The following is a 22258-nucleotide window of genomic DNA, read 5'->3' on the forward strand; positions in this document are numbered from 1 at the left end:
CTGACGACAGAAAACCTACTTCAGCAATTCCACCAGGTCCTGGACCTTGATCCCTTTTTCATCGTAGTATTTCTTGGCGCCCGGATGAAGCTTGTTCAGCTTCAGAGAAGGCGGGGCCGGTTTAAACTCCGGCGTCATATGTGCGCCGATGGGATGCCACTTGGCCCATTCTTCCGCCGGGGTTTCCCAGATTACCCGGGTAACCTCATATACGATCTTGGGATCCATCCTTTCATCGGCGATAAAAAAGGTGGGATCGTTGAAAGCCCAGATGTCATTGGGCTGGGTGACCGGATCGAGGGCCTTGGCAGGCACCCGCACCGGCAGGACGGCAAATTCCTGCTCCATCAGTGCCAGCAGTTTATCCCGATCAAAACCAATGTAGTAAACCGGCGCTTTGGTTTCCAGTTTGTCGATCAGCCCCCCCTTGCTGAAAGTGCGGGGATAAATGTGATTAAACAGCAGAAAGGACGCGTCCACCAGCCCATCCATCATCTTGCTGGCTCCGCCGCCGTAACCGGTGTATACGATCTCCTTGACTTTGTCATCGACCCCGTAAGCTTTCAGGATGGCCATATGGTCAGGAGTGTTGGCAGCGCCCTTGCGGCCGACATCCACAACCTTGCCTGCCAGATCTTCAACCCGTTTTATTTTAGCGTCATAGGTGATCAGGCACTGGGTCATGGTGCTGGCCGTGGCAATGAAGCGGTCTCCGGTATGGGGCACCCTTTTCTTGCTGTAGTCATGACCCGGTCGGTAATGGATCTGGGAGAAACTGGAAATGCCGATATATTTATCGGGCTGTTCCTTGACCATGTCAAAATTGCCGGAAATGCCGGCGGTTGAAACCGCGTCGGCCTTCAGCCAGGTTGATTTTTCATTGATGAATTTTGCCAGGGCTTGGGAAAACGGATACCAGGCGTCGTCCGTGCGGCCGCCGCCGATCAATATCTGGCTGGTCGTCTGGGCCGGCGCTTCCGGAACGATGAAGCCGCTTAAGCCGAACAAAACGGTCAGTACAATTACCATCACACTCAATCGTTTCATTTGTTACCCCCTTTTTGAATGTTATGATGATGATATCGGCATACGCCCCTGATTCTTGCGCAGGACGATGTTTTGGAACCGCTTGATAGCTGGAATGTAACTAAATTAGTTATTACCTTTTCCGGACTATGTCAAGAGTATTTCCGGCGGCCGTTATTCTCGACATCTACGGTTTTGTTTACCTCTGTCGTAATTTCATTCGCCTTCGCCTTTCATCCCTGCTGCTTGTCGAAGATCCCGGTTTATCGGGGCAGCAGGGATGAAAGGCGAGGTGAACCGCGCCGAAGCTCAACTGAGCGTAGTCGGGTTAAAGCCACGACCAATTCCGCTTTGATACCCCGCAGTTGGCTGCGGGGAGCTTCATTCAAAAATACCGGGACATGTCTTCATATAAACGACCGCTTTCGATTTTGGAGATTATGAATAACTTCTAAAATAATATTGACTGTATGTCGTGTCTTATTTAATATGGAATTATAAAAAATCAGCGGTGCGCTGTCTATAGATTACAGCAGGCTTTGAATTTCAATATATAAGAGGAGGATAAATTCTATGACAACCCAGGTACGCAACAAAAAGCTGGATAATTGGGTAAAGGAAGTCACGGACATGTGCCGGCCTGACAATATTTACTGGTGCGACGGTTCCAGGGAAGAATACGACCGCCTGATGTCCCGGATGGTCCGGGACGGTAGCGCCATCCCGCTGAAAAACCGACCCAACAGCTTCCTGTTCCGTTCCGACCCCAGTGACGTGGCCCGGGTGGAAAAACGCACCTATATCAGCACGCCGCTGAAGATAGAAGCCGGCCCCACCAATAATTGGATCGATCCGGATAAGCTGAAAACCACGTTAAAAGGCCTCTATGAGGGCTGTATGCAGGGCCGCACCCTGTACGTCATCCCTTTTTCCATGGGACCGATCGGGTCGCCCATTGCAAAAATCGGAGTCGAAATCACCGACAGTCCCTACGTTGTATGCAACATGCATATCATGACCCGCGTCAGCCCGAAGGTACTGGAAATCCTGGGAACTGACGGCGAGTTTATTCCGTGCCTGCATTCGGTCGGGGCGCCGCTGAAAAAAGGCCAAAAGGATGTTCCCTGGCCGTGCGCTCCCATCAAACAAAAATACATCAGCCATTTTCCGGATGAAAATCTCATCTGGTCCTACGGTTCCGGCTACGGCGGCAACGCCCTCCTGGGCAAAAAATGCCTGGCCCTGCGCATTGCATCCGCACTCGCCAGACGTGAAGGTTGGATGGCCGAACATATGCTGATATTGCGGTTGACCAATCCGGAAGGCCGCCGGTTCCATATTGCCGCTGCATTTCCATCCGCCTGCGGCAAAACGAACCTGGCCATGTTGCAGCCCACGATTGCGGGCTGGAAATGTGAAACCATCGGCGATGATATTGCCTGGATGAAGATCGGGGCCGACGGCCGTCTGTACGCCATCAATCCGGAGTATGGTTTCTTTGGGGTTGCCCCCGGCACCTCCTATGAATCCAATCCCATGGCAATGGACACCATTAAGGAAAACATCATTTTTACAAACTGCGCGCTCACGGATGACGGCGACATCTGGTGGGAGGGACTGGACGGCGACCCGCCGGACCATGCCATCGATTGGAAAGGGAACCAATGGAGCCTGGCCGCAGAAACCCCTGGTGCACATCCCAATGCCCGATTCACGGCCCCGGCAGCCCAGTGCCCCTCCATCTGTCCGGATTGGGAAAAACCCGAAGGGGTTCCCATCGATATTTTTATTTTCGGCGGCCGCCGCGCCAAAGTGGTTCCCCTGGTTCAGGAAGCCTACGATTGGGACCACGGTGTTTTTCTCGGCGCCACCGCCTCTTCCGAGACAACCGCGGCCAATATCGGCGATGTCGGCAAACTGCGGCGCGACCCCTTTGCCATGAAGCCGTTCTGCGGCTACAACATGGGAGATTATTTCCAGCACTGGCTGGACTTGGGTGACCGGCTGGGCGACAATGCACCCCGGATATTCTACGTCAACTGGTTCCGCAAAAGCCCGGAAGGTAAATTCCTGTGGCCCGGTTTCGGAGAAAACAGCCGGGTGTTGAAATGGATGTGCGAACGGGTCGAGGGTAAAGCCGGCGCGCAAAAAACCCCCATCGCCCTGATGCCGAACAAGGCCGACCTGGATCTGGAGGGCCTGGATATACCCCCTGAAAATATAACGGAGCTGTTAAAAGTCGATACTATCGCCTGGAAGGCTGAAGTGCCGGATATCCGCAAACACTTTGAACAATTCGGAGACCGCCTGCCCAAAAGGTTGAAGGAACATCTCGAAAAGATGACTTCCCGCCTGGATCAGATGTAATTGACCGTAAATCTGCTATAAGTTGGGGGTTACGGATGGCGGCTGAAACGCCATACATCTGTTTATGTGCCGATTATAGCGGTTGTCAAAAAAACGTTCCGTTATCTCAACGTTTTTTCTACAACTGCTTATACCGCAATTCATTGTTTCGGAACTTTATTATGGAAAGCAGTATAGCCGAATACAGCGGATCAGCTATCCAGTTAATTTTGAACTACTGATTCATGGTTCCCGGCTTTATCATGCAAAAAAAATATTCATTTGTTTTTTTCTATTTTTTTCTCTTATTTCTTCTCGGTCTGACGCTGAACGTTTCTCCTGCAGCGTCCCAATCCGAGAACAAATTAATCGATATCAATTGGTCTTTTTCCGCAGCGCCCATTTTTCAATCAGAAAGTGATCTGGATCGCGGCGGAAAATTCAGCCTCAACCACTACCAGGTCCGGTGGGCCGCAACAAAATCGGTTTCCGATTCAACCCGTCTGGGATTCAGCATCGGGTATGATTACCTTGACTTTGACTTTTCCGGAACCATCGCTTTTTCCGGCACTGAGCCTTGGCGCGAGGTCCATCGCATCAGCTTCGCTTTGCCTGTTTATTACCGGGCGGACGAAGACTGGCAGCTTTTCATCACCCCCTCGATAAATTTTTCAGGCGAATCTGATGCGGATTTCAGCGAATCTTTGAGATATGGCGTTGTAGCGACTGCGACGTATCGATTCAGCCCTGATTTTTCTTTCGGCGCCGGTCTCGGCATCTTTCAAGGTCTGGAAGAAACCAACGTTTTTCCTTTTTTAGCGGTGTACTGGAAAATCGGTGAAAAATGGCTGATGGCAAATCCGTTCAGCGCCGGTCCCATCGGCCCTGCCGGCCTGGAGGTGACATACTCCCCTTCAGACCTCTGGGAATTGGGCGGCGGCGGTGCATTTCGCTCCAGTCGTTTTCGGTTGGATAACGATGGGTCGGCACCGGACGGTATCGGTGAGTCGTCCGGGTTGCCGGTCTGGATTCGGATTACGCGAAAATTCAGCCGGCAGTATAAACTGGATTTCTATGGCGGTGTTTTGCTCAACGGTGAACTCCGTATTGAAGACCGAAGCGGCCGCAAACTCGGCTCGGATGATTTCGATCCGGCCGCCTTCATGGCGGTCAATATATCGGCAAGGTTTTAATGGAAGCTATCTCAAACTTGAACCAAAATCCTATTTTTGAGATGGCTTCCAGTATTTATCACCCCTTCGTCGGAAGCAGTTCCTGCTTTCACATATTTTACAGGGATAGTCGCGAAGTTTAACTTTTTTTCCAATGCCGATAATGCCGCTGACCGACTTTATCGGCAGCATCAATGCTGATTCCGTCAGTTTTATACCGCAGAAATTCCCGGGCAGGAGCGAGAACAACTGCCGCTGGGCGGAAATGTCCCAATCACAATAGCCCGGACTGAACCGGTTCGTAATCTTTCTCCCGCTGCGGCGCTCTGTCTCCGCAAGTTTTTGCTGGATGACATCCATGGCTTTTTCCACGGCCACCGACCCGATCGTGTCCAGGATGTAGCCCTGGATCATATCTCCGTTTTCCATAGCGCTTTTTGACAGGTCGGAAATTCCGGACCCGATGGTACAGGCAAAAACCGCAATCGATTCCGACCTTTGAATCTGGCGGCCGATGATTCGCCCGGTGGAAAATGTGACATTTTCCATCTCCAGCGTCGATCCGTCCGGAGCAAGATCGATGGTGTAAAAACAGCGGTAGCCGCCCCGGATATCCATTCGGGCGGCGACATCGGCAAGCGCCTTATTGATCAGGTCCGGGAAAGGCGCCGGCGCCCCTTTTTCATATTGCCCCATGGCATTTGCAACATCCAGACCGTTAAGGCGCAAGCTTTCAAAGGACAGCATATATTCTTCTAAATCCTGATGAATCCGTCCACTCATTCCAGCACGCCCTCGCGATAGGCCCGGATCAATCCCATGCAGAATTCATCCCGGCCGCTGACAGCCAACGCTGCTTTCAATGCCCCGTAGAGTTGCCGGTCGGTGGGATCCATGATCACAGAATCCAGACCGCGCAGGATCGCCGCCGTTAAAAATGTCCGGTTCACCAGCTTCCGGCCGGGAAGGCCATACGAGACATTCGTCAGCCCGCAGGTGGTATGAACGCCCGGAAACGCCTTCATAATCTTTTCAATGGCATTTAAGGTCTCCGTGGCAGACCGGATGTCGGTTGAGAGCGGATAGACCAGCGGATCAATATACAAGTCATCCAAGGCGATTCCCGCGGCAGTTACTTTTTCCACCAGCTTTTCGGCCAGCTTCACCTTGTCTTCGGCCGTTTCCGCCATGGCGTCCTTTGACTGACACAGGGCGATCACTTTGGCTTTCCGCTCTGCCGCCATGGGAAGGATGCCTTCCAAGCGCACAGGCTCAAGGGTAATGGAATTAATCATGGGTGCTTTTTTCGCCAGCGGAACCACGGCACTGATAACTTTCGGGTCCGGGCTGTCGATACAAAGGGGTTTGTCCGTAGCCGCCTGAACAGCCGCGATGATCCATTGGAGCTTTTCAATCTCTTCCCCCACAAAGGTGCCGGCATTGACATCGATGTAGTCGGCCCCGGCCAGGTCCTGGGCCTTGGCTTCGTTCCGGATAAATGCGGCGTCACCCGCTGTAATGGCAGCGGCAATGGTTTTCCTGGATGAGTTGATCCTCTCGGCGATAATAATCACGAACCCTCCCGGATTTGTTCAAATGCAATTATTGATAATTTCGTAAAAAGTACTTCAATTGTCATGCCGGACTTGATCCGTCATCCAGAACCGTCTGAAATTCCTGGATTCCCGCCGCAGTTTATCCCGCACCTGATGCGGGGCGGGAATGACGCAAGAGGCGCATTTTCGACTTTTTACATGATCATCATTATTGGGTTATGAGATAAAACCTCTGGCTATTTGGACGGCTTCGGCAGCATCTTTGCCATAGCCGTCCGCACCGATCTTTCCGGCAAAGGCGGCATCCACCGGGGCGCCTCCCACCATGACCTTGATGTCTTTTCGCAGGCCGGTCTCTTCAAGGGATTCAATGACCCGGCGCATTTCAGGCATGGTCGTCGTCAATAAGGCCGACAGGCCCAGTATGTCGGGCTTTGTTTCCTTTACCTTTGCAATCAGGGTTTCAACGCTCTGGTCCACGCCCAGGTTGATGACGGTAAAACCGGCGCCTTCCAGCATCATGATGACCAGGTTTTTTCCGATGTCGTGAACATCCCCCTTTACGGTGCACATCATGATGGTTCCCTTTGGTTCGGCGTTCTCTGATTTTAAAAGCGGTTTTATAAGATCAAGACCCTTTTTCATGGTAACCGCCGCAACCAGCATTTCCGGAACAAAAATGGCGTTTTGACTGAATTGCCGACCCACCACATCCATGCCGGCGATCATGGCCTCATCGATGATCTTTTCAGGGCTTTCATTGTCGTCCAGGGCTTTTTTGACCAGAATCTCGATTTCCTTGTGGGCCCCGCTGATCACGGCCGCTTTAATGGTTTCAATATGGTCCGCCATACTGTTCACTTCCTCCTTGTGATTGGATTGTTTTTTGGTTTCAATACCCTTTGCGAACCGCTTTAACAATCGCTTTTAGATTTTCAAGTGGCGTCGCCAAAGGGATGGCGCACTCCGGACCGATCATCTGAACCCCCGCCTCAATGGCATATCGGGCCTGTTGATAAACATCTTCAGGAGTGCCCTGGTAAAGCACCTGGGCGTTGTTGATGTTGCCCACCAACGACATGCGGCTGCCGACCCTTTCCACGGCCGACCGGGCATCCACCGCCCACTCGAAATGGTAGGCATCGAATCCGGCATCGGCAAAGAGCTCCAGCCGGTCCGTACAGTTGCCGCAGACATGCAGGATCAGCGGCCCTTCTATTTCAGCCGTCAGGATTTTATGATAAGGCAGCAGCAGTTCTTCATAGTGATAGGCGCCCACCAGATTGCCGGTGGCATGATCAGCCAGTACGACAATATCGGCGCCGGCTCGAAACTGGGCTTTTGCCGAAGCAATGGTCACCGGCAACAGCTGGTCGAGCATTTTTCTGACTTTGTCCTTCTCCCCCAGTCCGATCTGGAGCAGAAAATTCTGGGTCCCCGCCATGTGGTAGGAAATCGTCCATGGCCCCATCACTTTTCCGATGATGGCAACCCGGCCCCCCAAATGACGCCGAAGAATCGAAAGCGCATCCAGCAGTACACGTATGGATGGCCTTTCCAGAAAATGTTCAGGGACGATGACATCGGAAAAATCTTCATATAAAAACGACTTGGTGTCCGGCATCCTGTTTCTGTCTCCCCAATCCACCTCGCTGCCCAGGGCGGCCACCTCCTGGACCACACTGTACTCCGGCATGACCGTATCGAAGCCGACCATTTCGTGACCGGTCAGGGCCAATTCCGCCATGGCGTTTGCATCCAGGTGCGCTTCCGGGAATGAAACATGGGCCGCATCCATCAGATCGTGGCAGGCGATGGAGGTGGGGTTTACCGCCGGCGGCCGCTCACCCTTGCGGCCGTTGAAAAGGGCCGACATAACCAAATTATAGCTTGTTGACTTCATGATCTTTTCGCTCCTTGGGGTTTATCAGGCATAATCGTATAATGCTGCAGACCATTTATAATCGCCAAATCTTTTTAGCGCAATTAAAAAAAACATTGAATCTCACCCGTAGATCGGTACATGATAGATGTATTGAAAAAATACAAAAATTATGACTGCAAAATTCAAATAACCGTTTTGAACAGGGGAATTTAGAATGCGGCGCAAGCACAGTGAAGTAACGGATACTGAAAAAATCGATCAGATTCTTCTATCGGCCACCATCGGCAGGCTGGCCACCAACGGCGCGGACGGGTATCCCTATATCACACCGGTAAATTTCGTCTATTACAGGGGGAATATTTATTTTCACTGCGCCCCTAAAGGTGAAAAGCTGGACAACATCGCCAGGAATCCGAAAGTCTGCTTCCAGGTGGATATACCCCTGGCCTATCTCGGCAAGGGGTATAACTTAAGCCGCAACAGCGATAACATCTGCGGCCTGCATCAATTCTATCATTGTGTCATCATACGCGGTGAGGCAAGGGTCGTTCCGGACAGTCCGCTTAAGATCGACGCCCTCAACGAATTGATTGCATCGCATGAAAACCACCGCGATTTTGAGAAGGTGCACGGCGACCTGCCGGCCTACCATGCCTGCACGGTGGTGGAAATCAGACCTGAAACAATATCCGCCAAAAGTGATTTGCATCAAAAAAAATCCGCCGAAGAAAGATTGGCCATGGCGAAATATCTTAAAACCGGCCGCGTGCCGAAAGGGATTGAAACGATTAAAGCGTTCGGCTTTGATCCGGCGGAAATATAATCCGGCACAACTGTCGGCGGTGTTAAATGAAGGAGAGCTGCAGTGGAACAGAATGATAACGTCTATATTAGACTGCAACAGCATTTAGACCGTCAGGCCGTGGGGTTTCCGGCTACCCGCTCGGGTGCGGAAATCAGAATCCTGAAGCATATTTTTACACCGGAAGAGGCCGAGATCGCCGCCTTTTTAAGCTACCGTCCGGAGCCGCTCCAGACGATTTTCGAAAAAGTCGCACCCCTGCTGGATTCACCCGAAGCGCTGGAAAAGATGCTCGACGGCATTCAGAAAAAAGGCGGAATCGAAACCCGGATTAAGAACGGCCAAAAGCACTACGGCTGTTCCCCCCTGGTGGTGGGGATGTTCGAACTCCAGCTCGGGCGGCTCACCCCCGAGTTTGTCAGGGATTTCAACGAGTACACCTCGAACAGAAAATTCGGCATCGCATTATTAAGCACGGCGCTTCCCCAGATGCGAACCATCCCGGTGGCCAAGAGCATCCGGCCCCAGCAGCAGGTCAGCACCTTTGATGAAGTGGCGACGCTGCTGGAGACGGCCCAAGCGCCCTTTGTCATCATCGAATGCATCTGCCGCAAGAAAAAGTCTATGGAAGGCAAAACCTGCCGGGTGACCGATCGCCGGGAAACCTGCCTGGGCATAGGCGACATCGGCCAGGCGCTCCTGCAATGCGGCATCGGCAGACAAATCCCAAAAAGCGAGGCGATGTCGATCCTCGAACAGAATCAGAAACAGGGTCTGGTGCTTCAGCCGTCCAATACGGAAAAGGCCGATTTCATCTGTTCCTGCTGCGGATGCTGCTGCGGAATGCTGGGCATCCAAAAAAGCCTTCCCAGGCCGCTGGATTTCTGGGTGTCAAATTACCAGGCCGCGGTGGACGCGGAAACCTGCAAGGGCTGCGGCATCTGCCAGGCGCACTGCCAGGTGACAGCCGTAAGTGTTCCCGAAAAAAAAGAACCCGCCCGGGTGAATCTGGACCGCTGCATCGGGTGCGGCGTCTGCGTGGCCGCCTGCCCCACCGGGTCCATCACTCTCTTGAAAAAGCCGACCGAAGTCCGGCCCCCCAAAACCCGGGAAGATCTTTACGATATCATCATGGCCAATAAAAAACACCGCCTGGGGAAAATGAAGATGACCGGCAAGCTGATCGCAGATGCCGTCCTGACAAAACAGACGAATCTGCTTAAACCATAAGGGCCGAATGACCCTGCCTTTCCTTGACATTTATTTTTTCAGCAGCCGGTTAGATATTATCCGTTTGGCCCATTGGGAGAAGAAGGCATTTCTCTATAAATAACGAAACTTTTCCGGTTCCGGTTTTTTCTGCTGTAGAGACTGAATAATTTAGATTTATGATGCAACCCTCTTACCTACTTGCAGCAGCAGAAAAAGTGGCTGTGTCCGAGAGACTTATATGATCTAAGGCAGCATATCATTGATTTTTGACTATTTATTCGATATGATGAAACATAAATTTGTTCGAGGGATTACGTGATAAAAACAGTGAAAAAATATGCCATGGGGAGAGAGCCGAAAGAAAGAGATTATTGGCTTACCAGACCGGCCGTTGAAAGATTCCAAGCGCTTGAACAACTGAGGCAAAGCTTCTATGACAACGCTTCCGAAGGATTTCAAAGAGTTTATCGAATTATTAAACAAGAATACCGTTAGATATATCATTATTGGTGGTTATGCCGTCGTCTATCATGGTTATGTCAGATCAACAAATGACATAGACATATGGATTGATATCCACAGCGATAATATCAAAAAGGTATTAAAGACACTTGACGAGTTCGGGTTTTCGTCATTAAACATCAAAAAAGACGATTTCTCAGCTAATCAAGTCATTCAGTTGGGCTTCCCACCCAACCGGATTGACCTCATTACCACTCCTGCCGGAATTGACTTTGAATCGTGTTACGAATCCAGAGAACAGGTTATCATTGACAAAATTACACTTAATATCATTGATTTAGAAAGCCTGATAAAGTCAAAACAGGCAAGCGGCCGTACAAGAGACCTCGCTGGCGTTGAGGAACTCACCTGAACGCATCACCTCATAGTAACCAAGCCCTTTAATTTAAGGGTTGAAATAGGCAACTTCCTGATTTTACCGCGCCTACCCTCCGAAACCCGAAACGAGCATTCCGCAATAGCTTCCTCATTTTCCAAAGGTAACCACCTGACCGATGGCGTAATGATTAACATCGAGATACATCGCCAGTATCACGGCAACAGCGCCGCCCAGGCTGTGACCGGTGGTGTCGATTGTGAAGTCTTTGCGCAATTGAGGCTTGATTTCTGCGAAAATACGCTGGGATGCCGCTTCTTCGGCTGTACAATACAAAGGACTGACAAATATAACGGCAAATACAAAACCGGAAACAATAAGACGATTGATTGACTTTTTCAGGTCCACGCGGCGAGCTACGATGCTTCATTCTCGATGCGATTGCACTCCATTTCGTAGTCCGTCACCACAGTTTCCAGTGATTCATGAAATGCGTTTTGGTGAGAGAGCAACAGCTCAATTTTTTTCGCTATTTCTTTCTGCTTCATTTCTCCTTCAAGGAGCAGCCAAAACTCCGTAAGCTTTTCTATATTCGTCTTCGAGTAGTGGCGCATTTCTTTGAGCTGAGAAATGATGTCTCTCGATTTCTCCAGATCGGTTTTTTCGTCTGCTGGGTCTGTCATGTTTTCCTCCTGGTGTAAGTGGATACAGGTCGGTAAGGCAAAAACATATTGTTTATCCTGTAATCCTGCCTAAAGATAGATGAGCCTGTCCGGATCAGGCTGCTGAAAACCTTTTAACAACTTTTTCGACATCCTTTGTTTTGCCGATGACGATTACCTGATCGCCCGCATTCAATTGGGTGTTGCCATCCGGTATAATAACTTCCTCGCCCCTTTTGACAGCCGACACCAGGGCTTCTTTGGGCAGTACAATATCCTTTAATAATTTGTTGACGACATTCGATTGCTTGGAAATAATCACCTGATCAATAATCGCGTTGGCTGATGAAAGGTCCTCGCTGAGCTTTTCAATAACATAATTATCAGAATGTTTCTTCTTTAATTGTTCGTAATCATTCTGTTTCATTTTAAGGGTGCCGTCCAATTCCTCAAGCTTTTGAAGCTGTTTCCGGAAGGTTTCGTTTTCAGGGGAAAATTCGCCATTCCGTCGAAGGGTTAAAACCAGTCTCCCAAGATTTAACGCTTCCCCGTCCAACTGCTTTGTAAAAGCGGATAATTCATATTTTAATTTGGCCAGGGCCGTTACATCGGACGTTCTCTCACTGATTTTTGTGAAAATGTCCCGGGTGGCTTCAACGCCCTCGGCGCCGACCTTTTTTCCTTTTTCCACGATCTTATCCGTAACGTCGGTTATCTTTTCCGAACCCTGAAACAAGCCTTCTTTTATTTTATCCAATAAACCCATCGCATGACTCCTTATGTATATTTTTTTAATGTTATTCTTCGGCCTTATCCAGTTGCTTGCCGATATCAATGATCTGCTGATCGTAGATTTCAATTTGATTGAATTGGTCCATTATCTCTTTTCCATTGAAAAAGGATTCCACTACCTTACCCTTTTCAAGATAACATTTGAAAATAGAATGACCCAATTGCGTCAGGAGCAGATCTTTCTTGCCGTTCAGTTTTTTGATTTCCGATTCAGCCTTGTACTTTTCGGCATAGTCATGGGCAGCCTGGGACACGTCATCCACGACCTTAGCGCCGACCCCGTATGCCTGTGACCAGCCTTTTTTCAATTTTTCGACGACCGTGTCGGTTAATTCAGCCGCTTTTTCCCCTACCCTTTTTGCGCCTTCTCCGATATTTCCGGCGGCCTCAGTTAAAAAACCTTTTTCTTTCTCCTTTTGGGCGCTGGATGGATCGGTCGCGACTGTTTCCTGCCCGGTCATCTCTTGGGATGGTATTTTATCTTTCGCAATTTCTTCCCCGGCGGGAAGGTCCTTATTTGCATTTTGAATATCTGACATTCGGCGCCTCCTTTATGGATAATCCTTTTATACGGTTAATATAATTAAACTTCCTTAACCCGGCCCGGACCTCGGCTAACCCATCACCCTTTTTACAAGCGTTTTGACCGGACCTTCGTAGCGCTGCACGATCATCACCGGCGTCTGGGCGTAACGGGAAACTTTTTCGGGAATTTCACCGAACAGAACATTTGAGAAGACCCCTTCCCTGGAGGCCCCCAGGGCGATCAGGTCGTAATCCGCCGCTGCGCGGATCAGCGTTGTCGCCACTCTTTTGCCTTCCAGGAGACGCATCTCGGCTTTGCCTTCAAGATTCGTGAGATGAATGGTCTTTTGAATCCATTGACGCGCTGTTTCCCGATCGTTTTCCCCGGCATTGGGTTCCACCACGTAGCAGCACGTCACCTCGTGTCCATCCGCGCCATGGTATATTCCTACGTATTCAGCAGCAAGGGTTGCATGCGGACCGCCGGCCGATGTGATTAATATTCGCTTGATGGGACGATCTCCCATTAACTTTACGGTGATAATATCACAGGGGGCATGCCTCACAACTTTATCGGTGACTTCGCCCATAATCCGGTCGCGTGTTGTAGTGTAACCTTTCCAGCCCATCAACACAAGCGTTGCTTTTTCAGCTTCGGCTGCATGCAGAATGCCGCCCCACACCTGATGCGCAATGCGGATCGCCGAGCGGGTTTCGACTCCCTGCGCGATGCCGTATTCGATCGCTTTTTTCAAAAGCGGCTTTTTATGATGGACAAATCGCATGCCTTCATGGGGCGGAAGGTTGATGGGAACATCGATGACGCCGAGCACGATGATTTCACCCGCGTGGGCCTTGGCAATGGGTAATGCCAGTTTCATCAGCGGGATCACGTGATCGGGATTGTGCAGGGGAACCAGGACCCGGTACGGAATGGCTTTCGCACTTTTCGACTGTTGGACTTCGATCACCTGGGGCATATCGGCATCCGTGGCTTTTTCAAAGTAGATAAAATAAATAAACAGACCGACGATGACCCAGGCAATGGCGATGTACCACGCCCGGGGATCAAAATTGAACTGATAGATCGCCAGAAACATGTTGAGGACGATGGCGGCAATGGGGGTAGCCGGGTATAACGGCACGCGAAAACCGCCTTTTAATTCAGGAAACTTGCGGCGCAGCGCAATGAGCGCAAGATTGACCAGGGAAAATGTCAGTAAAAACATGACGCTGGCAGCGGAACCGATCACGTGAATCGGGAAAAGCAAGGCCATGACCAGGACAATTGCTCCGGTAACCGCGATGGCAATGTGCGGTGTGCGACGCCTGGCATGGATCGTACTGAGGGATATGGGCAGCATTTTATCGCGGCTCATGGAAAAGGCTACCCGCGATGACGCCAGGATGGTTGCATTCAAAGCGGATATCGTCGAAAGCAGCCCCCCCGAAGATAATCAGCGCCACGCCAAAAGCAGGCATGAAATTATGCGCTGCCCGTGCAATCGCCGTTTCCTGATACTGGCCCAGAAACTGCCAGGATTTGCCCGACTCGGGCTGAATGGCGCCGATACAGACTATCAGGATCAACAAATAGATGAAGACGGTGACGACAAGCGAAATCAAAGTGGCCCGGGGAATGGTTTTTTCAGGCGCTTTGATCTCCTCGGCAACAGTTGCGATCAGGTCATAGCCTTCAAAGGCGATAAATGTCAATCCCATGGCAATGATCACACCGCCGAAACCGTTCGGCATAAAGGGGGTGAAGCTTGCCGCCGCTTCGGTGGGGATTGAAAAATCCGCTTGAGCCCATACGCGATAAATATGCCCAGAATAATGATCTTGCCCATGGTCATGATATTTTCGACCTTGCCGGTTACGGCCGTGCCCCGCATATTGATGAGAATGAAAAAGATGCATACCAAAGCGGTCATTATCAGCGCCGGGATTTTGTGACCGGCAATGGTAAAGACCAGATTAGCGATCGGAGGGAAATAGGTGTGGATAAATTCCCAGAAATAGCTGCCGAAACCAAGGGCATAAAGCGCGCACGCAATGATATAGCAGAACCACAGCATCCAACCCGAGGCAAACGCTGCCGGACCGGGGAATGCTTTGGCGATAAAGGCGTAGCCGCCGCCTGATTTGGGGTAGGCCGAGGCCAGTTCGGCATATGCCAGTGCCGTCAGCAGGGTTACCAGACCGTTCAGGAAAAATGCCAGCAGCGCAGCAGGTCCCGCTTCACCGGCGGCGATGCCTGTGAGCACAAAAATTCCGGCGCCGATCATGGCCCCGATTCCAATCATGCTGGCATCAAAAAGACCGAGGTCGCGGGCAAAGGTAACTTCAGCTTCCGGTTGAGTGGGTTTGGGGGGTGCCGCCATAAATATGTCCTTTCAAGCTTTCGTTTCATTTGGGGTTTTCGCTACAGTTTTGTTTTGTGTCCCTTTGATATCCTTCATTATGTGTTCATTTTAGAACAGTTGTGACCTTTTTTCAATGTCGCGCGTAAACCCGTTGCCGGGCCTTTGCCGCAGCCGTCAGGACGTCCCCCTGGATTATGTCTGACTTATATTTATTTTATTGGCACTTCTCCTAATTGCTTTAATCCTGTCAATGACCGGCGGGTGGCTGTATTCAAGAAATACCTTTAGCGGATGCGGCGTAAGGTTTGATAAATTTTCAACACTTAGCTTTTTGAGGGCAGATATCATCACTTCAGGTTTTCCGAGAGTTGAAACAGCGTATGCGTCAGATTCATATTCGTATTTCCGCGAAAGAATATTGCCTGCAATGGATATAACGGTACTAATCGGTACATAGAGAAAACCAAAAAAGACGAAACTTGCATATATGGAAATCTCCTCCATCCTGAAAGCCGTGAAAAGCAGGCTGTTATTGATGAACAAAGAAAGAATGAAGAACATAAGTCCGGTATTTATGACGGAAATAAGTATCTGTTTCAGGATGTGTTTTTTCTTATAATGGCCCATCTCATGGGCAAGCACGGCGACGAGTTCATCCACCGTATGCTTTGCGATAAGGGTATCAAAGAGAACGATCCGTCTGAATCTTCCGAAGCCCGTGAAGAAAGCGTTTGCCTTGGTGGAGCGCTTTGAGCCATCCATTTTAAAGAGGCCCTTCATTTTGAAATCTTCCGCCGCTGCGTATTTTTCAATGGCGCTCTTAAGCTCTCCATTTTCAAGTGGCACGTACTTGTTGAATAGCGGCATTATCACGACGGGCGCTATAAATAACATAAAGATTTGAAAGATTGTTACTGCACACCAACTGTAAAACCAGGCAGCCTGACCGAATTTCCCGAAGAACCACAATATCCCCAAAAATACGGATCCCCCGATAAGCCCGACCAGAATCCAGCTCTTAATCACATCAAGTACAAATGTTTTAACCGTTGTCTTGTTGAACCCATATTTTTCTTCGATGATGAATGCATGATAGGCCGAGGCGGGAATTCTAAGAAGTTCCGCAAGGAGCATTATGGTGCCGGCAAAGATCAGTCCGGTAACGATATCGCCGAATCCGAAACTTCTTACAAAACGGTCAATGTAATTGAACCCGCCCAGCAGAATAAATAGAACGATTGCGACTGTTGATATCCCGCTGGTGACAAGTCCAAAATACGTGTTTTCTCTAAGATAGCGATGAGATTTACGGTACTTTTCGTTATCATAAAAACCAACGTATTCATCCGGCAAAACAGGGGATGCATACCTCAGATTCAAACTTTCAACGATCCATTCAAGAAGATAACCGCCCCCGAGGATCGCCATGATTATGATCAAATAAATGTTTATGCCCATACCCACCATGACACCATGTCAAAATGTTGATCGCCTCATTATCGTTTCATTTCTCGGATGCCGGATGCTTTTTACTTGTTTGGTTACTTGTTCGGCGTTCATTGCCAGATCGTTTGCCACGAATCTTCGGCGATGCTCGTTTGGAAGATGGCTTCTTTTGACCTCTCTCAAACGCCTCGGCCGAAATTCGCAGGTCGTCCAGATAACGAGCCTCGGCACCCTGCTCCGCATCCAATCGCCGTCTTTCGATGAATGCATCGTACTGGGCCTCCGCCCAGGAAACTGCATCTTCATGGCTCACGGAACCGGGTCCCTCCAGCACCGGCAGTTCGGTGTCCCGCAGGAATTTGTCCAGGAAGAAGGTCCAATCTTTCATCTTGATGTCCTGTCGCCGCTGGGCGCGGAATTCGGCTTGATCCAGGTACATGACCACGATGCGGTTGAGCGTATCAATTTCCTTTTCGTCCAGGTAGTTTTTGGCTGTCGGCACATCGCGTTTCAATACCCGTCCGCCGCTCCATGCGGTCAGACCCATGTTGGCCTGATTCGCATCGGCACGTCGGCGGACGATCTCTGCCGCAGTCATGCCGGTGGCAGCAAAGTGCATTTTGTTCTGCATGACGGCAAAGAATGCCTGTGTTTCCTGTTCACCTTCCCGATAGTCGGAGGCCATTGCAAAAATCTCGCGGATACGCTGATAGACACGCTTCTCGCTGGCCCGGATCTCGCGGATGCGCGCCAGCAATTCGTCGAAGTAATCCGCAATGCGGTCACGCCCCTTCAGGCGGTCATCGTCCAACGTGAACCCTTTGATGAGGTATTCCCGCAGGCGTTCGGTAGCCCACTGGCGGAACCTGGTGGCAACGCCGGACTTGACCCGGTAGCCAACGGAAATGATCATATCCAGGTTGTAATAGTCGAGCAGCCGCTTAACCGACCTCGAGCCCTCCTGTCGAACTGTCAAGTGTTTCTTGACAGTTGCCTCGGGGGTATGTTCGCCTTCTTCGTAAATGTTTTGGATATGGAGACTGATGTTCTGTTTGGTCGTCTGATACAATTCGGCCATCAGGTTCTGCGTCAGCCAGACCGTCTCGTTCTCCAATCGCACCTGGACACGACTTTGCCCATCCTCCGTCTGGTAGAGGACTACTTGAGAACCGCCTTCAGGAATCTTGTTGGACTGATCGCTCATACTTCATTCTCCCCGGTTTCCGCTTTGCCTGTTCGCTATTTGATTTTATAGCCGAAAATTTTATTATTTTATGGAAAAAGACCTAAGGTCGTACTTGATATAGTCTTTTGCGCCAAGTTTCGTTAAAAGTGTTTCAGCATCGAAGAGAAATTTGCCCCAAGACACGGGCCGTTCAGGTGCTTTCATGTGATTCAGCTTGCCCACTTTCCAGATAGCGAAATAGGGTCGGACCAAGGCAACCTACAGATATCAAATAATCAAATGGATAACGATCAAACTACAGGCTCTTTCTTTCCCCTATACCACACTTTTTAACCCCAAAAAGCGAGATATAAAAAATAGCCCCCTGACCCTTCCGGTCCTATAACGCGCATTTTACCCCTGAAAACGTCCATATAGCCCTGTTTTCGGGAATCATTTTAAGTCTATATTTTTTAGTTGGCTTGGTTCGACTCCAATGGCCCTGTCCGGCCGCAATAGAACAGATATCCCCTGTTTTACGCATGCTCACCCTGAATCAGAAAGCTCAAGCCAAAAATAGCCAGGCACAGGACAGCCATGAAATAGCCCGTTGCGGTGAAGCCCCCGGTCCAATCGACCAGCATGCCGATTACCAACGGGGCCATGAACCCGCCTATTTCAGATATGCAAAAGAAAATGCCTCCCGCGGAGCCCATGTATTTTGATCCCACTTCCGGGGTATCCATCAGCGTGAGCGTTATTAACGGAAAGAGTGTGTAGGATCCGATGCCATAGAGAAAGAGCCCGGCAAATGCGATTAGGCCGGTAAATCTGAAAAACATCCAGATGGACGCCAGTGTGGCGAGAGCCGTTACAGCAATGGCGGTATTTCTTCTATGGGATGGAATGATTCGCGGCATTGTCAGTACGGAAAGGATGCCTAACACGAGCGGAATCGAGGATAAATAACCTGCCATCGTCGGAGAAAAACCGTTGTTCTCAAGGATTTTCGGAAGCCAGCCTAAGAAGCTGTGAATGACGGCAAACGTGAGCAGCCCCAAGACAACGGCGACCTGCACGTTCCGGACCCGTATCAGTTTCAGGAAAACGGACTTCATCCCGATATCCGTTGAACTTTCCGTTGCTTCGGGGTCTCTGGATAGAAACCACCAGAGAATAGCAATGGCAAGGGCAAGGAGCCCATAAAAAGCAAACGCCAACCGCCAGCTGTTGCCGGTCAGCGGCATGACCCATCGGTATTTATCGGGCCTGTAATCAGACGACAACGGGTCGGAAGAAAGGTTTTTCTGTTCCAATTTCAAACCGGAATCTAAGCTGCATTAAAAACAAAGAACCTGCAAAACTTACATGTTTTAATCTGTTCTAGTCAATCATGGAAAAAAGGGGCTTTTGTTGATAAATGAATCCGGCATTTATTTCAACTTAATTCTTTAATAGTAAACATTTCAACCTGTTAAGACAAGTTAGGTGTAAGCGGGACACCCTGTTGTCCCCTTTCCCGGATGACCGCGATATAGCGAATCAAGCAGGTCACGTACACGGGTCGATCACCATACAAAATAGCGCTGCATTTCCGGTAAGCGCAGTTCCTCCCTTTCGATCATACCGACAAGCTCTTCCACCGATGCTTCAGGCTTGGTCCGGCCCCAGAATCCTTCAGAATCCTAAATTGGCCCGGCCCCTGAACCCGGACAGCAGTTTACCCGGCTCAGTGGAGGAATTTTTCATACCACTGAAAAACCCTTTTCCAGCCCTCAAACGCAGCCGCCTGCCGAAAACGGGGATTGTCCACCCAAAAGAAAGCGTGCCCGGCATTGTCGTACGTGTGGAACTCGTAGGTCTTTCCCTATTTCTTGAGTTCAGCTTCGGTCTTGGCTACATGCTCGGGCGAGGGACGCTTGTCCTCCCTGCCGAAGAGCCCGAGCAACGGACAGCTCAGGTCCTTCGTGTAATCGAGCGGATCCACGGGTTGGCGCGGTGTAAGCCCCTCCGGGCCCGCCCCTACACCACCGCCGTAGCAGTCTACCGCGGCATCGATCCCCTTGAGCGTGCAGGCGGCCAGGTAAACCTGCCGGCCTCCGGAACAGTAGCCGATAATGCCCACCTTGCCGTTGAGATCGGGCAGGGTGCGGAGATACTTGATGGCTGCCTCGACATCGCCCATGGTGCGGTTGTCGGGCATGCCGCCGGCTTCGCGCACGCTGGCGCTGTTTGCCTCGGGCGAGCCCTTGCCTTCGCGGAAATGCAGATCCGGGCAGATGGCTGCATAACCGTGGTGCGCGAACTTGCGGGAGATCTCCATGATCGAATCGTCCCAGCCGGGCATGTGATGGATCACCACGACCCCCGGATGGGGGCCGGGTTCCGTGGGACGCGCCAGGTAGGCATCGATCATGTCGCCTTCATGCCCGCGGATCTGTACGGTCTCGGCCGACATGGCGCGAAAAAATGGCCTGACGGACGACGGCCGTGGCTGCGGCTTTTCCATTGGCGCCGCTGCCGGAACGGTTCCCGCAGCGCCGACCACCATCCCTCCCACGGCTCCCGCGGCAGTCCCCTTGATGAAATCCCTTCGGGTCACACCTTTCCTCTTTTTCTCAATGGAATTCATGACGGTTCCTCCTTGCCTGGTTGAATGCCGTGAATTTAGCGGGGTCCGACCCCCGAATCCCAAGTTGGTCCTGCTAGTCAACAATTTCCCCTTTTACAGGTAGACACTTTACCGAAATCAGGTTTGACCTGAAATCGGTAAGTCCGTTTTTCCATAACCTTCCCCGAATCAGGGGACCCCCGAATTCCAAGTTCGTCCTGATAGTCAACAACGACCCCTTTTACAGACCCCTTTTATGGATAGCGCTCACTGATATCCTGGATATAATCCGGATGTTCGCAGGACCAGCAGAAAGTTAGTTAATTATTTCAGGACGTCTCCAATGGTCTAAACTTAAAAGCTGTTTCGATGAATACAGCTTCCATCCGGGTTAAGACTTCGCGGCTTTGGCGCTTCTGCCGGCACACCAACGGATATGGCAGCGACGAGGTCCACCCCTTCGGGAGCCTTCATCAGTCTGTTGATCTCTTTTACCGAATCTCCCTTGAAACGGGCGATCCGTGTTCCCAGTCCCTCTGCCACGGCGGCAAGCAGCATATTTTCGATGCAGCACCAGACCCCGGCGGCGTCTGAAAGTTTCGAATTGTGAAAAACCAGGACCAGGCTGGCATTAGCAAAAGAGTCCTTCTGTTTCTGGGCGGCGGCTTCCTGCTCCTGCGACACTTCCTCTCCCCGCGGTTTGCCCCTGTTCAGCAGGTATTTTATCTCGCTGACCTTATCAATGCGTGTCTGGTCGTCGACAATGACAAACTCCCAGTTTTGACTATTTTGTCCCGAAGGCGACTTGGTGGCTGCTGTGATGATCCGTTTTAACTGTTCTTCTGTGGCAGCACCTTTATATTTCCGTATGGTTCTGCGCTTTTCAATGGCTTCATATATGTCCATGTTCCAACCCTCCTTTTTTCTGAAAATGATTATTCCCTTGGGCCGGCCCCGGCCCGCCCTCACTGCAGCGACGGTTTTCTGCCGGCCGCCATTACGATGCCGCCGGCTTCCTACCGCCGTTCAACAACCTGACCGTTTCCATGGGAATTGACCTTGATTGTTCCGGCTTCCCGCCCGGTTTCAGGAAAGGTTTCGTTCCTTTTTGACCCTTTCATAGGCCTCCTGAATTTCACGAAACCGTTTGGTTGCAAAATCTATAAATTCCTCCGGCAGGCCTTTTGCAATAATTGTGTCGGGATGAAAATCTTTTACCAGTTTCTTATAATTCGATTTGATTTCCTGATCGGAACTTTCCGGGGTGCAGCCGAGGATTTTGTAATACTTATCAATATCATTGAAATACACCGCCTGGATGTTTTCGTATTGTTGATCCCTGATTTTGAAAATGTTTTTCAATGTTTGCATCGCAGCCGCCTCAGCCGGATGAAGTGTGCCGTCCGCCGCTACAATTTGGAACAGGAGATTAAAAAAAGAAATCAGCACCGTGGGCTGATGATGAGTGCTCCGATATAATTGTATGGCAAAATCCTCAAGGGTGTATTCGGAAGTTTTGGCTTCATTAAAAATTTGCCTGGCAAATTGTTTTTCCCCTTCCGTCATTTGCAAATTATTGATGAAGTTTTCAACAACGGCAATTTCGCTCCGGGCCACAGCACCATCTATTTTCGAAAGCTTGCCAAGGATTGAAAATAGACTGATAAAATGGGCAGCCTGGGTTTGTTCCCTGCGTTCTAAAATCGGCGCCTGCTCCCGATAATACAGACGGTTCGTATAATCGACTTTTTTATCGACAAGATGATGCCCAAAAGCTGCTCCGGCAATGGCGCCGAGCGGGCCGCCCAGAAAAAGACCCAATGCGCCGAATGTAAGTTTTCCATACCAACCCAT

The 22258-nt window shown here is 50.4% G+C and carries 22 protein-coding genes and 1 pseudogene; 5 read left to right on the forward strand and 18 right to left on the reverse strand.

Features of this window, described 5'->3' with window-relative positions; genetic code table 11:
• Nucleotides 1-15 precede the first annotated feature (15 nt).
• On the reverse strand, nt 16-1047 hold the full coding sequence (locus tag P1P89_10340; protein MDF1591902.1) for a TAXI family TRAP transporter solute-binding subunit: 1032 nt from the start codon (nt 1045-1047) through the stop codon (nt 16-18).
• Nucleotides 1048-1599: 552 nt separating this feature from the next.
• Between P1P89_10340 and P1P89_10345 the strand changes: the two genes are divergently transcribed.
• Together P1P89_10345 and P1P89_10350 are read left to right on the forward strand one after the other, a co-directional pair.
• A complete protein-coding gene (locus P1P89_10345) occupies nt 1600-3393 on the forward strand; it encodes a phosphoenolpyruvate carboxykinase (GTP) (GenBank protein MDF1591903.1) in 1794 nt (597 codons plus the stop codon).
• Nucleotides 3394-3635: 242 nt separating this feature from the next.
• A complete protein-coding gene (locus P1P89_10350; protein ID MDF1591904.1) occupies nt 3636-4565 on the forward strand; it encodes a DUF6268 family outer membrane beta-barrel protein in 930 nt (309 codons plus the stop codon).
• Between the two features lie 30 nt (nt 4566-4595).
• Here P1P89_10350 and P1P89_10355 read toward each other — a convergent pair whose 3' ends face one another.
• The 4 genes from P1P89_10355 to P1P89_10370 form a co-directional block, all read right to left on the reverse strand.
• Nucleotides 4596-5327: a vitamin B12 dependent-methionine synthase activation domain-containing protein gene (locus P1P89_10355; GenBank protein ID MDF1591905.1), complete on the reverse strand. Its 732-nt coding sequence runs from the start codon at nt 5325-5327 to the stop codon at nt 4596-4598.
• Entirely contained in the window at nt 5324-6118 is a 795-nt protein-coding gene (locus P1P89_10360; GenBank protein MDF1591906.1) for a dihydropteroate synthase, read from the reverse strand. The genes P1P89_10355 and P1P89_10360 overlap by 4 nt, the downstream gene beginning before the upstream one ends.
• A 198-nt stretch (nt 6119-6316) precedes the next feature.
• The gene (locus tag P1P89_10365) at nt 6317-6952 is read right to left on the reverse strand and encodes a corrinoid protein (protein MDF1591907.1); all 636 of its coding nucleotides are present in this window, start codon (nt 6950-6952) and stop codon (nt 6317-6319) included.
• Nucleotides 6953-6992: 40 nt separating this feature from the next.
• Nucleotides 6993-8003 carry an MtaA/CmuA family methyltransferase gene (locus P1P89_10370; GenBank protein MDF1591908.1) on the reverse strand — a complete coding sequence of 337 codons (1011 nt, stop codon included), beginning with the start codon at nt 8001-8003 and terminating at the stop codon, nt 6993-6995.
• A gap of 196 nt (nt 8004-8199) precedes the next feature.
• On the opposite strand from P1P89_10370, the gene P1P89_10375 reads away from it, so the two are divergent.
• The 3 genes from P1P89_10375 (at nt 8200) to P1P89_10385 (ending at nt 10873) form a co-directional block, all read left to right on the forward strand.
• Nucleotides 8200-8808 (forward strand): pyridoxamine 5'-phosphate oxidase family protein, encoded by a 609-nt coding sequence (locus P1P89_10375; GenBank protein ID MDF1591909.1) that lies wholly within the window; start codon nt 8200-8202, stop codon nt 8806-8808.
• A 42-nt stretch (nt 8809-8850) separates the two neighbouring features.
• Entirely contained in the window at nt 8851-10017 is a 1167-nt protein-coding gene (locus P1P89_10380; GenBank protein MDF1591910.1) for a 4Fe-4S binding protein, read from the forward strand.
• A 415-nt stretch (nt 10018-10432) separates the two neighbouring features.
• Nucleotides 10433-10873 (forward strand): hypothetical protein, encoded by a 441-nt coding sequence (locus tag P1P89_10385; protein ID MDF1591911.1) that lies wholly within the window; start codon nt 10433-10435, stop codon nt 10871-10873.
• A 114-nt stretch (nt 10874-10987) separates the two neighbouring features.
• Here the strand turns inward: P1P89_10385 and P1P89_10390 are convergent, their stop codons facing one another.
• The 13 genes and pseudogenes from P1P89_10390 to P1P89_10450 form a co-directional block, all read right to left on the reverse strand.
• Nucleotides 10988-11245 carry a hypothetical protein gene (locus tag P1P89_10390; protein MDF1591912.1) on the reverse strand — a complete coding sequence of 86 codons (258 nt, stop codon included), beginning with the start codon at nt 11243-11245 and terminating at the stop codon, nt 10988-10990.
• Nucleotides 11246-11253: 8 nt separating this feature from the next.
• Nucleotides 11254-11520 (reverse strand): hypothetical protein, encoded by a 267-nt coding sequence (locus P1P89_10395; protein ID MDF1591913.1) that lies wholly within the window; start codon nt 11518-11520, stop codon nt 11254-11256.
• A 94-nt stretch (nt 11521-11614) separates the two neighbouring features.
• Nucleotides 11615-12265 (reverse strand): TrkA C-terminal domain-containing protein, encoded by a 651-nt coding sequence (locus P1P89_10400; protein ID MDF1591914.1) that lies wholly within the window; start codon nt 12263-12265, stop codon nt 11615-11617.
• Nucleotides 12266-12296: 31 nt separating this feature from the next.
• Nucleotides 12297-12830: a hypothetical protein gene (locus P1P89_10405; protein ID MDF1591915.1), complete on the reverse strand. Its 534-nt coding sequence runs from the start codon at nt 12828-12830 to the stop codon at nt 12297-12299.
• A gap of 75 nt (nt 12831-12905) precedes the next feature.
• Entirely contained in the window at nt 12906-14237 is a 1332-nt protein-coding gene (locus P1P89_10410; protein ID MDF1591916.1) for an amino acid permease, read from the reverse strand.
• Entirely contained in the window at nt 14182-14571 is a 390-nt protein-coding gene (locus tag P1P89_10415; protein MDF1591917.1) for an amino acid permease, read from the reverse strand. Before P1P89_10415 ends, P1P89_10410 begins: the two co-directional genes overlap by 56 nt.
• Nucleotides 14547-15200, reverse strand: coding sequence for an APC family permease (locus P1P89_10420; protein MDF1591918.1), 654 nt, complete (start codon nt 15198-15200; stop codon nt 14547-14549). Before P1P89_10420 ends, P1P89_10415 begins: the two co-directional genes overlap by 25 nt.
• 174 nt (nt 15201-15374) lie before the next feature.
• Nucleotides 15375-16610 (reverse strand): M48 family metallopeptidase, encoded by a 1236-nt coding sequence (locus P1P89_10425; GenBank protein MDF1591919.1) that lies wholly within the window; start codon nt 16608-16610, stop codon nt 15375-15377.
• A 76-nt stretch (nt 16611-16686) separates the two neighbouring features.
• Nucleotides 16687-17832: a virulence RhuM family protein gene (locus tag P1P89_10430; protein ID MDF1591920.1), complete on the reverse strand. Its 1146-nt coding sequence runs from the start codon at nt 17830-17832 to the stop codon at nt 16687-16689.
• A gap of 497 nt (nt 17833-18329) precedes the next feature.
• Entirely contained in the window at nt 18330-19109 is a 780-nt protein-coding gene (locus P1P89_10435; protein ID MDF1591921.1) for an MFS transporter, read from the reverse strand.
• 413 nt (nt 19110-19522) lie between these two features.
• A pseudogene (locus tag P1P89_10440) lies at nt 19523-20209 on the reverse strand (dienelactone hydrolase family protein).
• A 549-nt stretch (nt 20210-20758) separates the two neighbouring features.
• The gene (locus tag P1P89_10445) at nt 20759-21310 is read right to left on the reverse strand and encodes a nitroreductase family protein (protein MDF1591922.1); all 552 of its coding nucleotides are present in this window, start codon (nt 21308-21310) and stop codon (nt 20759-20761) included.
• Between the two features lie 180 nt (nt 21311-21490).
• A partial coding sequence (locus tag P1P89_10450; GenBank protein ID MDF1591923.1) for a TerB family tellurite resistance protein occupies nt 21491-22258 on the reverse strand: 768 nt, incomplete at its 5' end.

It is taken from the genome of Desulfobacterales bacterium (genome assembly GCA_029211065.1).
In the GTDB taxonomy this organism is placed as follows: domain Bacteria; phylum Desulfobacterota; class Desulfobacteria; order Desulfobacterales; family JARGFK01; genus JARGFK01.

Coding starts and splice junctions, on each gene's coding strand:
- P1P89_10340 (MDF1591902.1), bottom strand. CDS start 1,047: ATGAAACGATTGAGTGTGATGGTAATTGTACTGACCGTTTTGTTCGGC.
- P1P89_10345 (MDF1591903.1), top strand. CDS start 1,600: ATGACAACCCAGGTACGCAACAAAAAGCTGGATAATTGGGTAAAGGAA.
- P1P89_10350 (MDF1591904.1), top strand. CDS start 3,636: ATGCAAAAAAAATATTCATTTGTTTTTTTCTATTTTTTTCTCTTATTT.
- P1P89_10355 (MDF1591905.1), bottom strand. CDS start 5,327: ATGAGTGGACGGATTCATCAGGATTTAGAAGAATATATGCTGTCCTTT.
- P1P89_10365 (MDF1591907.1), bottom strand. CDS start 6,952: ATGGCGGACCATATTGAAACCATTAAAGCGGCCGTGATCAGCGGGGCC.
- P1P89_10370 (MDF1591908.1), bottom strand. CDS start 8,003: ATGAAGTCAACAAGCTATAATTTGGTTATGTCGGCCCTTTTCAACGGC.
- P1P89_10375 (MDF1591909.1), top strand. CDS start 8,200: ATGCGGCGCAAGCACAGTGAAGTAACGGATACTGAAAAAATCGATCAG.
- P1P89_10385 (MDF1591911.1), top strand. CDS start 10,433: ATGACAACGCTTCCGAAGGATTTCAAAGAGTTTATCGAATTATTAAAC.
- P1P89_10395 (MDF1591913.1), bottom strand. CDS start 11,520: ATGACAGACCCAGCAGACGAAAAAACCGATCTGGAGAAATCGAGAGAC.
- P1P89_10400 (MDF1591914.1), bottom strand. CDS start 12,265: ATGGGTTTATTGGATAAAATAAAAGAAGGCTTGTTTCAGGGTTCGGAA.
- P1P89_10405 (MDF1591915.1), bottom strand. CDS start 12,830: ATGTCAGATATTCAAAATGCAAATAAGGACCTTCCCGCCGGGGAAGAA.
- P1P89_10415 (MDF1591917.1), bottom strand. CDS start 14,571: ATGCCGAACGGTTTCGGCGGTGTGATCATTGCCATGGGATTGACATTT.
- P1P89_10420 (MDF1591918.1), bottom strand. CDS start 15,200: ATGGCGGCACCCCCCAAACCCACTCAACCGGAAGCTGAAGTTACCTTT.
- P1P89_10425 (MDF1591919.1), bottom strand. CDS start 16,610: ATGGCGATCCTCGGGGGCGGTTATCTTCTTGAATGGATCGTTGAAAGT.
- P1P89_10430 (MDF1591920.1), bottom strand. CDS start 17,832: ATGAGCGATCAGTCCAACAAGATTCCTGAAGGCGGTTCTCAAGTAGTC.
- P1P89_10445 (MDF1591922.1), bottom strand. CDS start 21,310: ATGGACATATATGAAGCCATTGAAAAGCGCAGAACCATACGGAAATAT.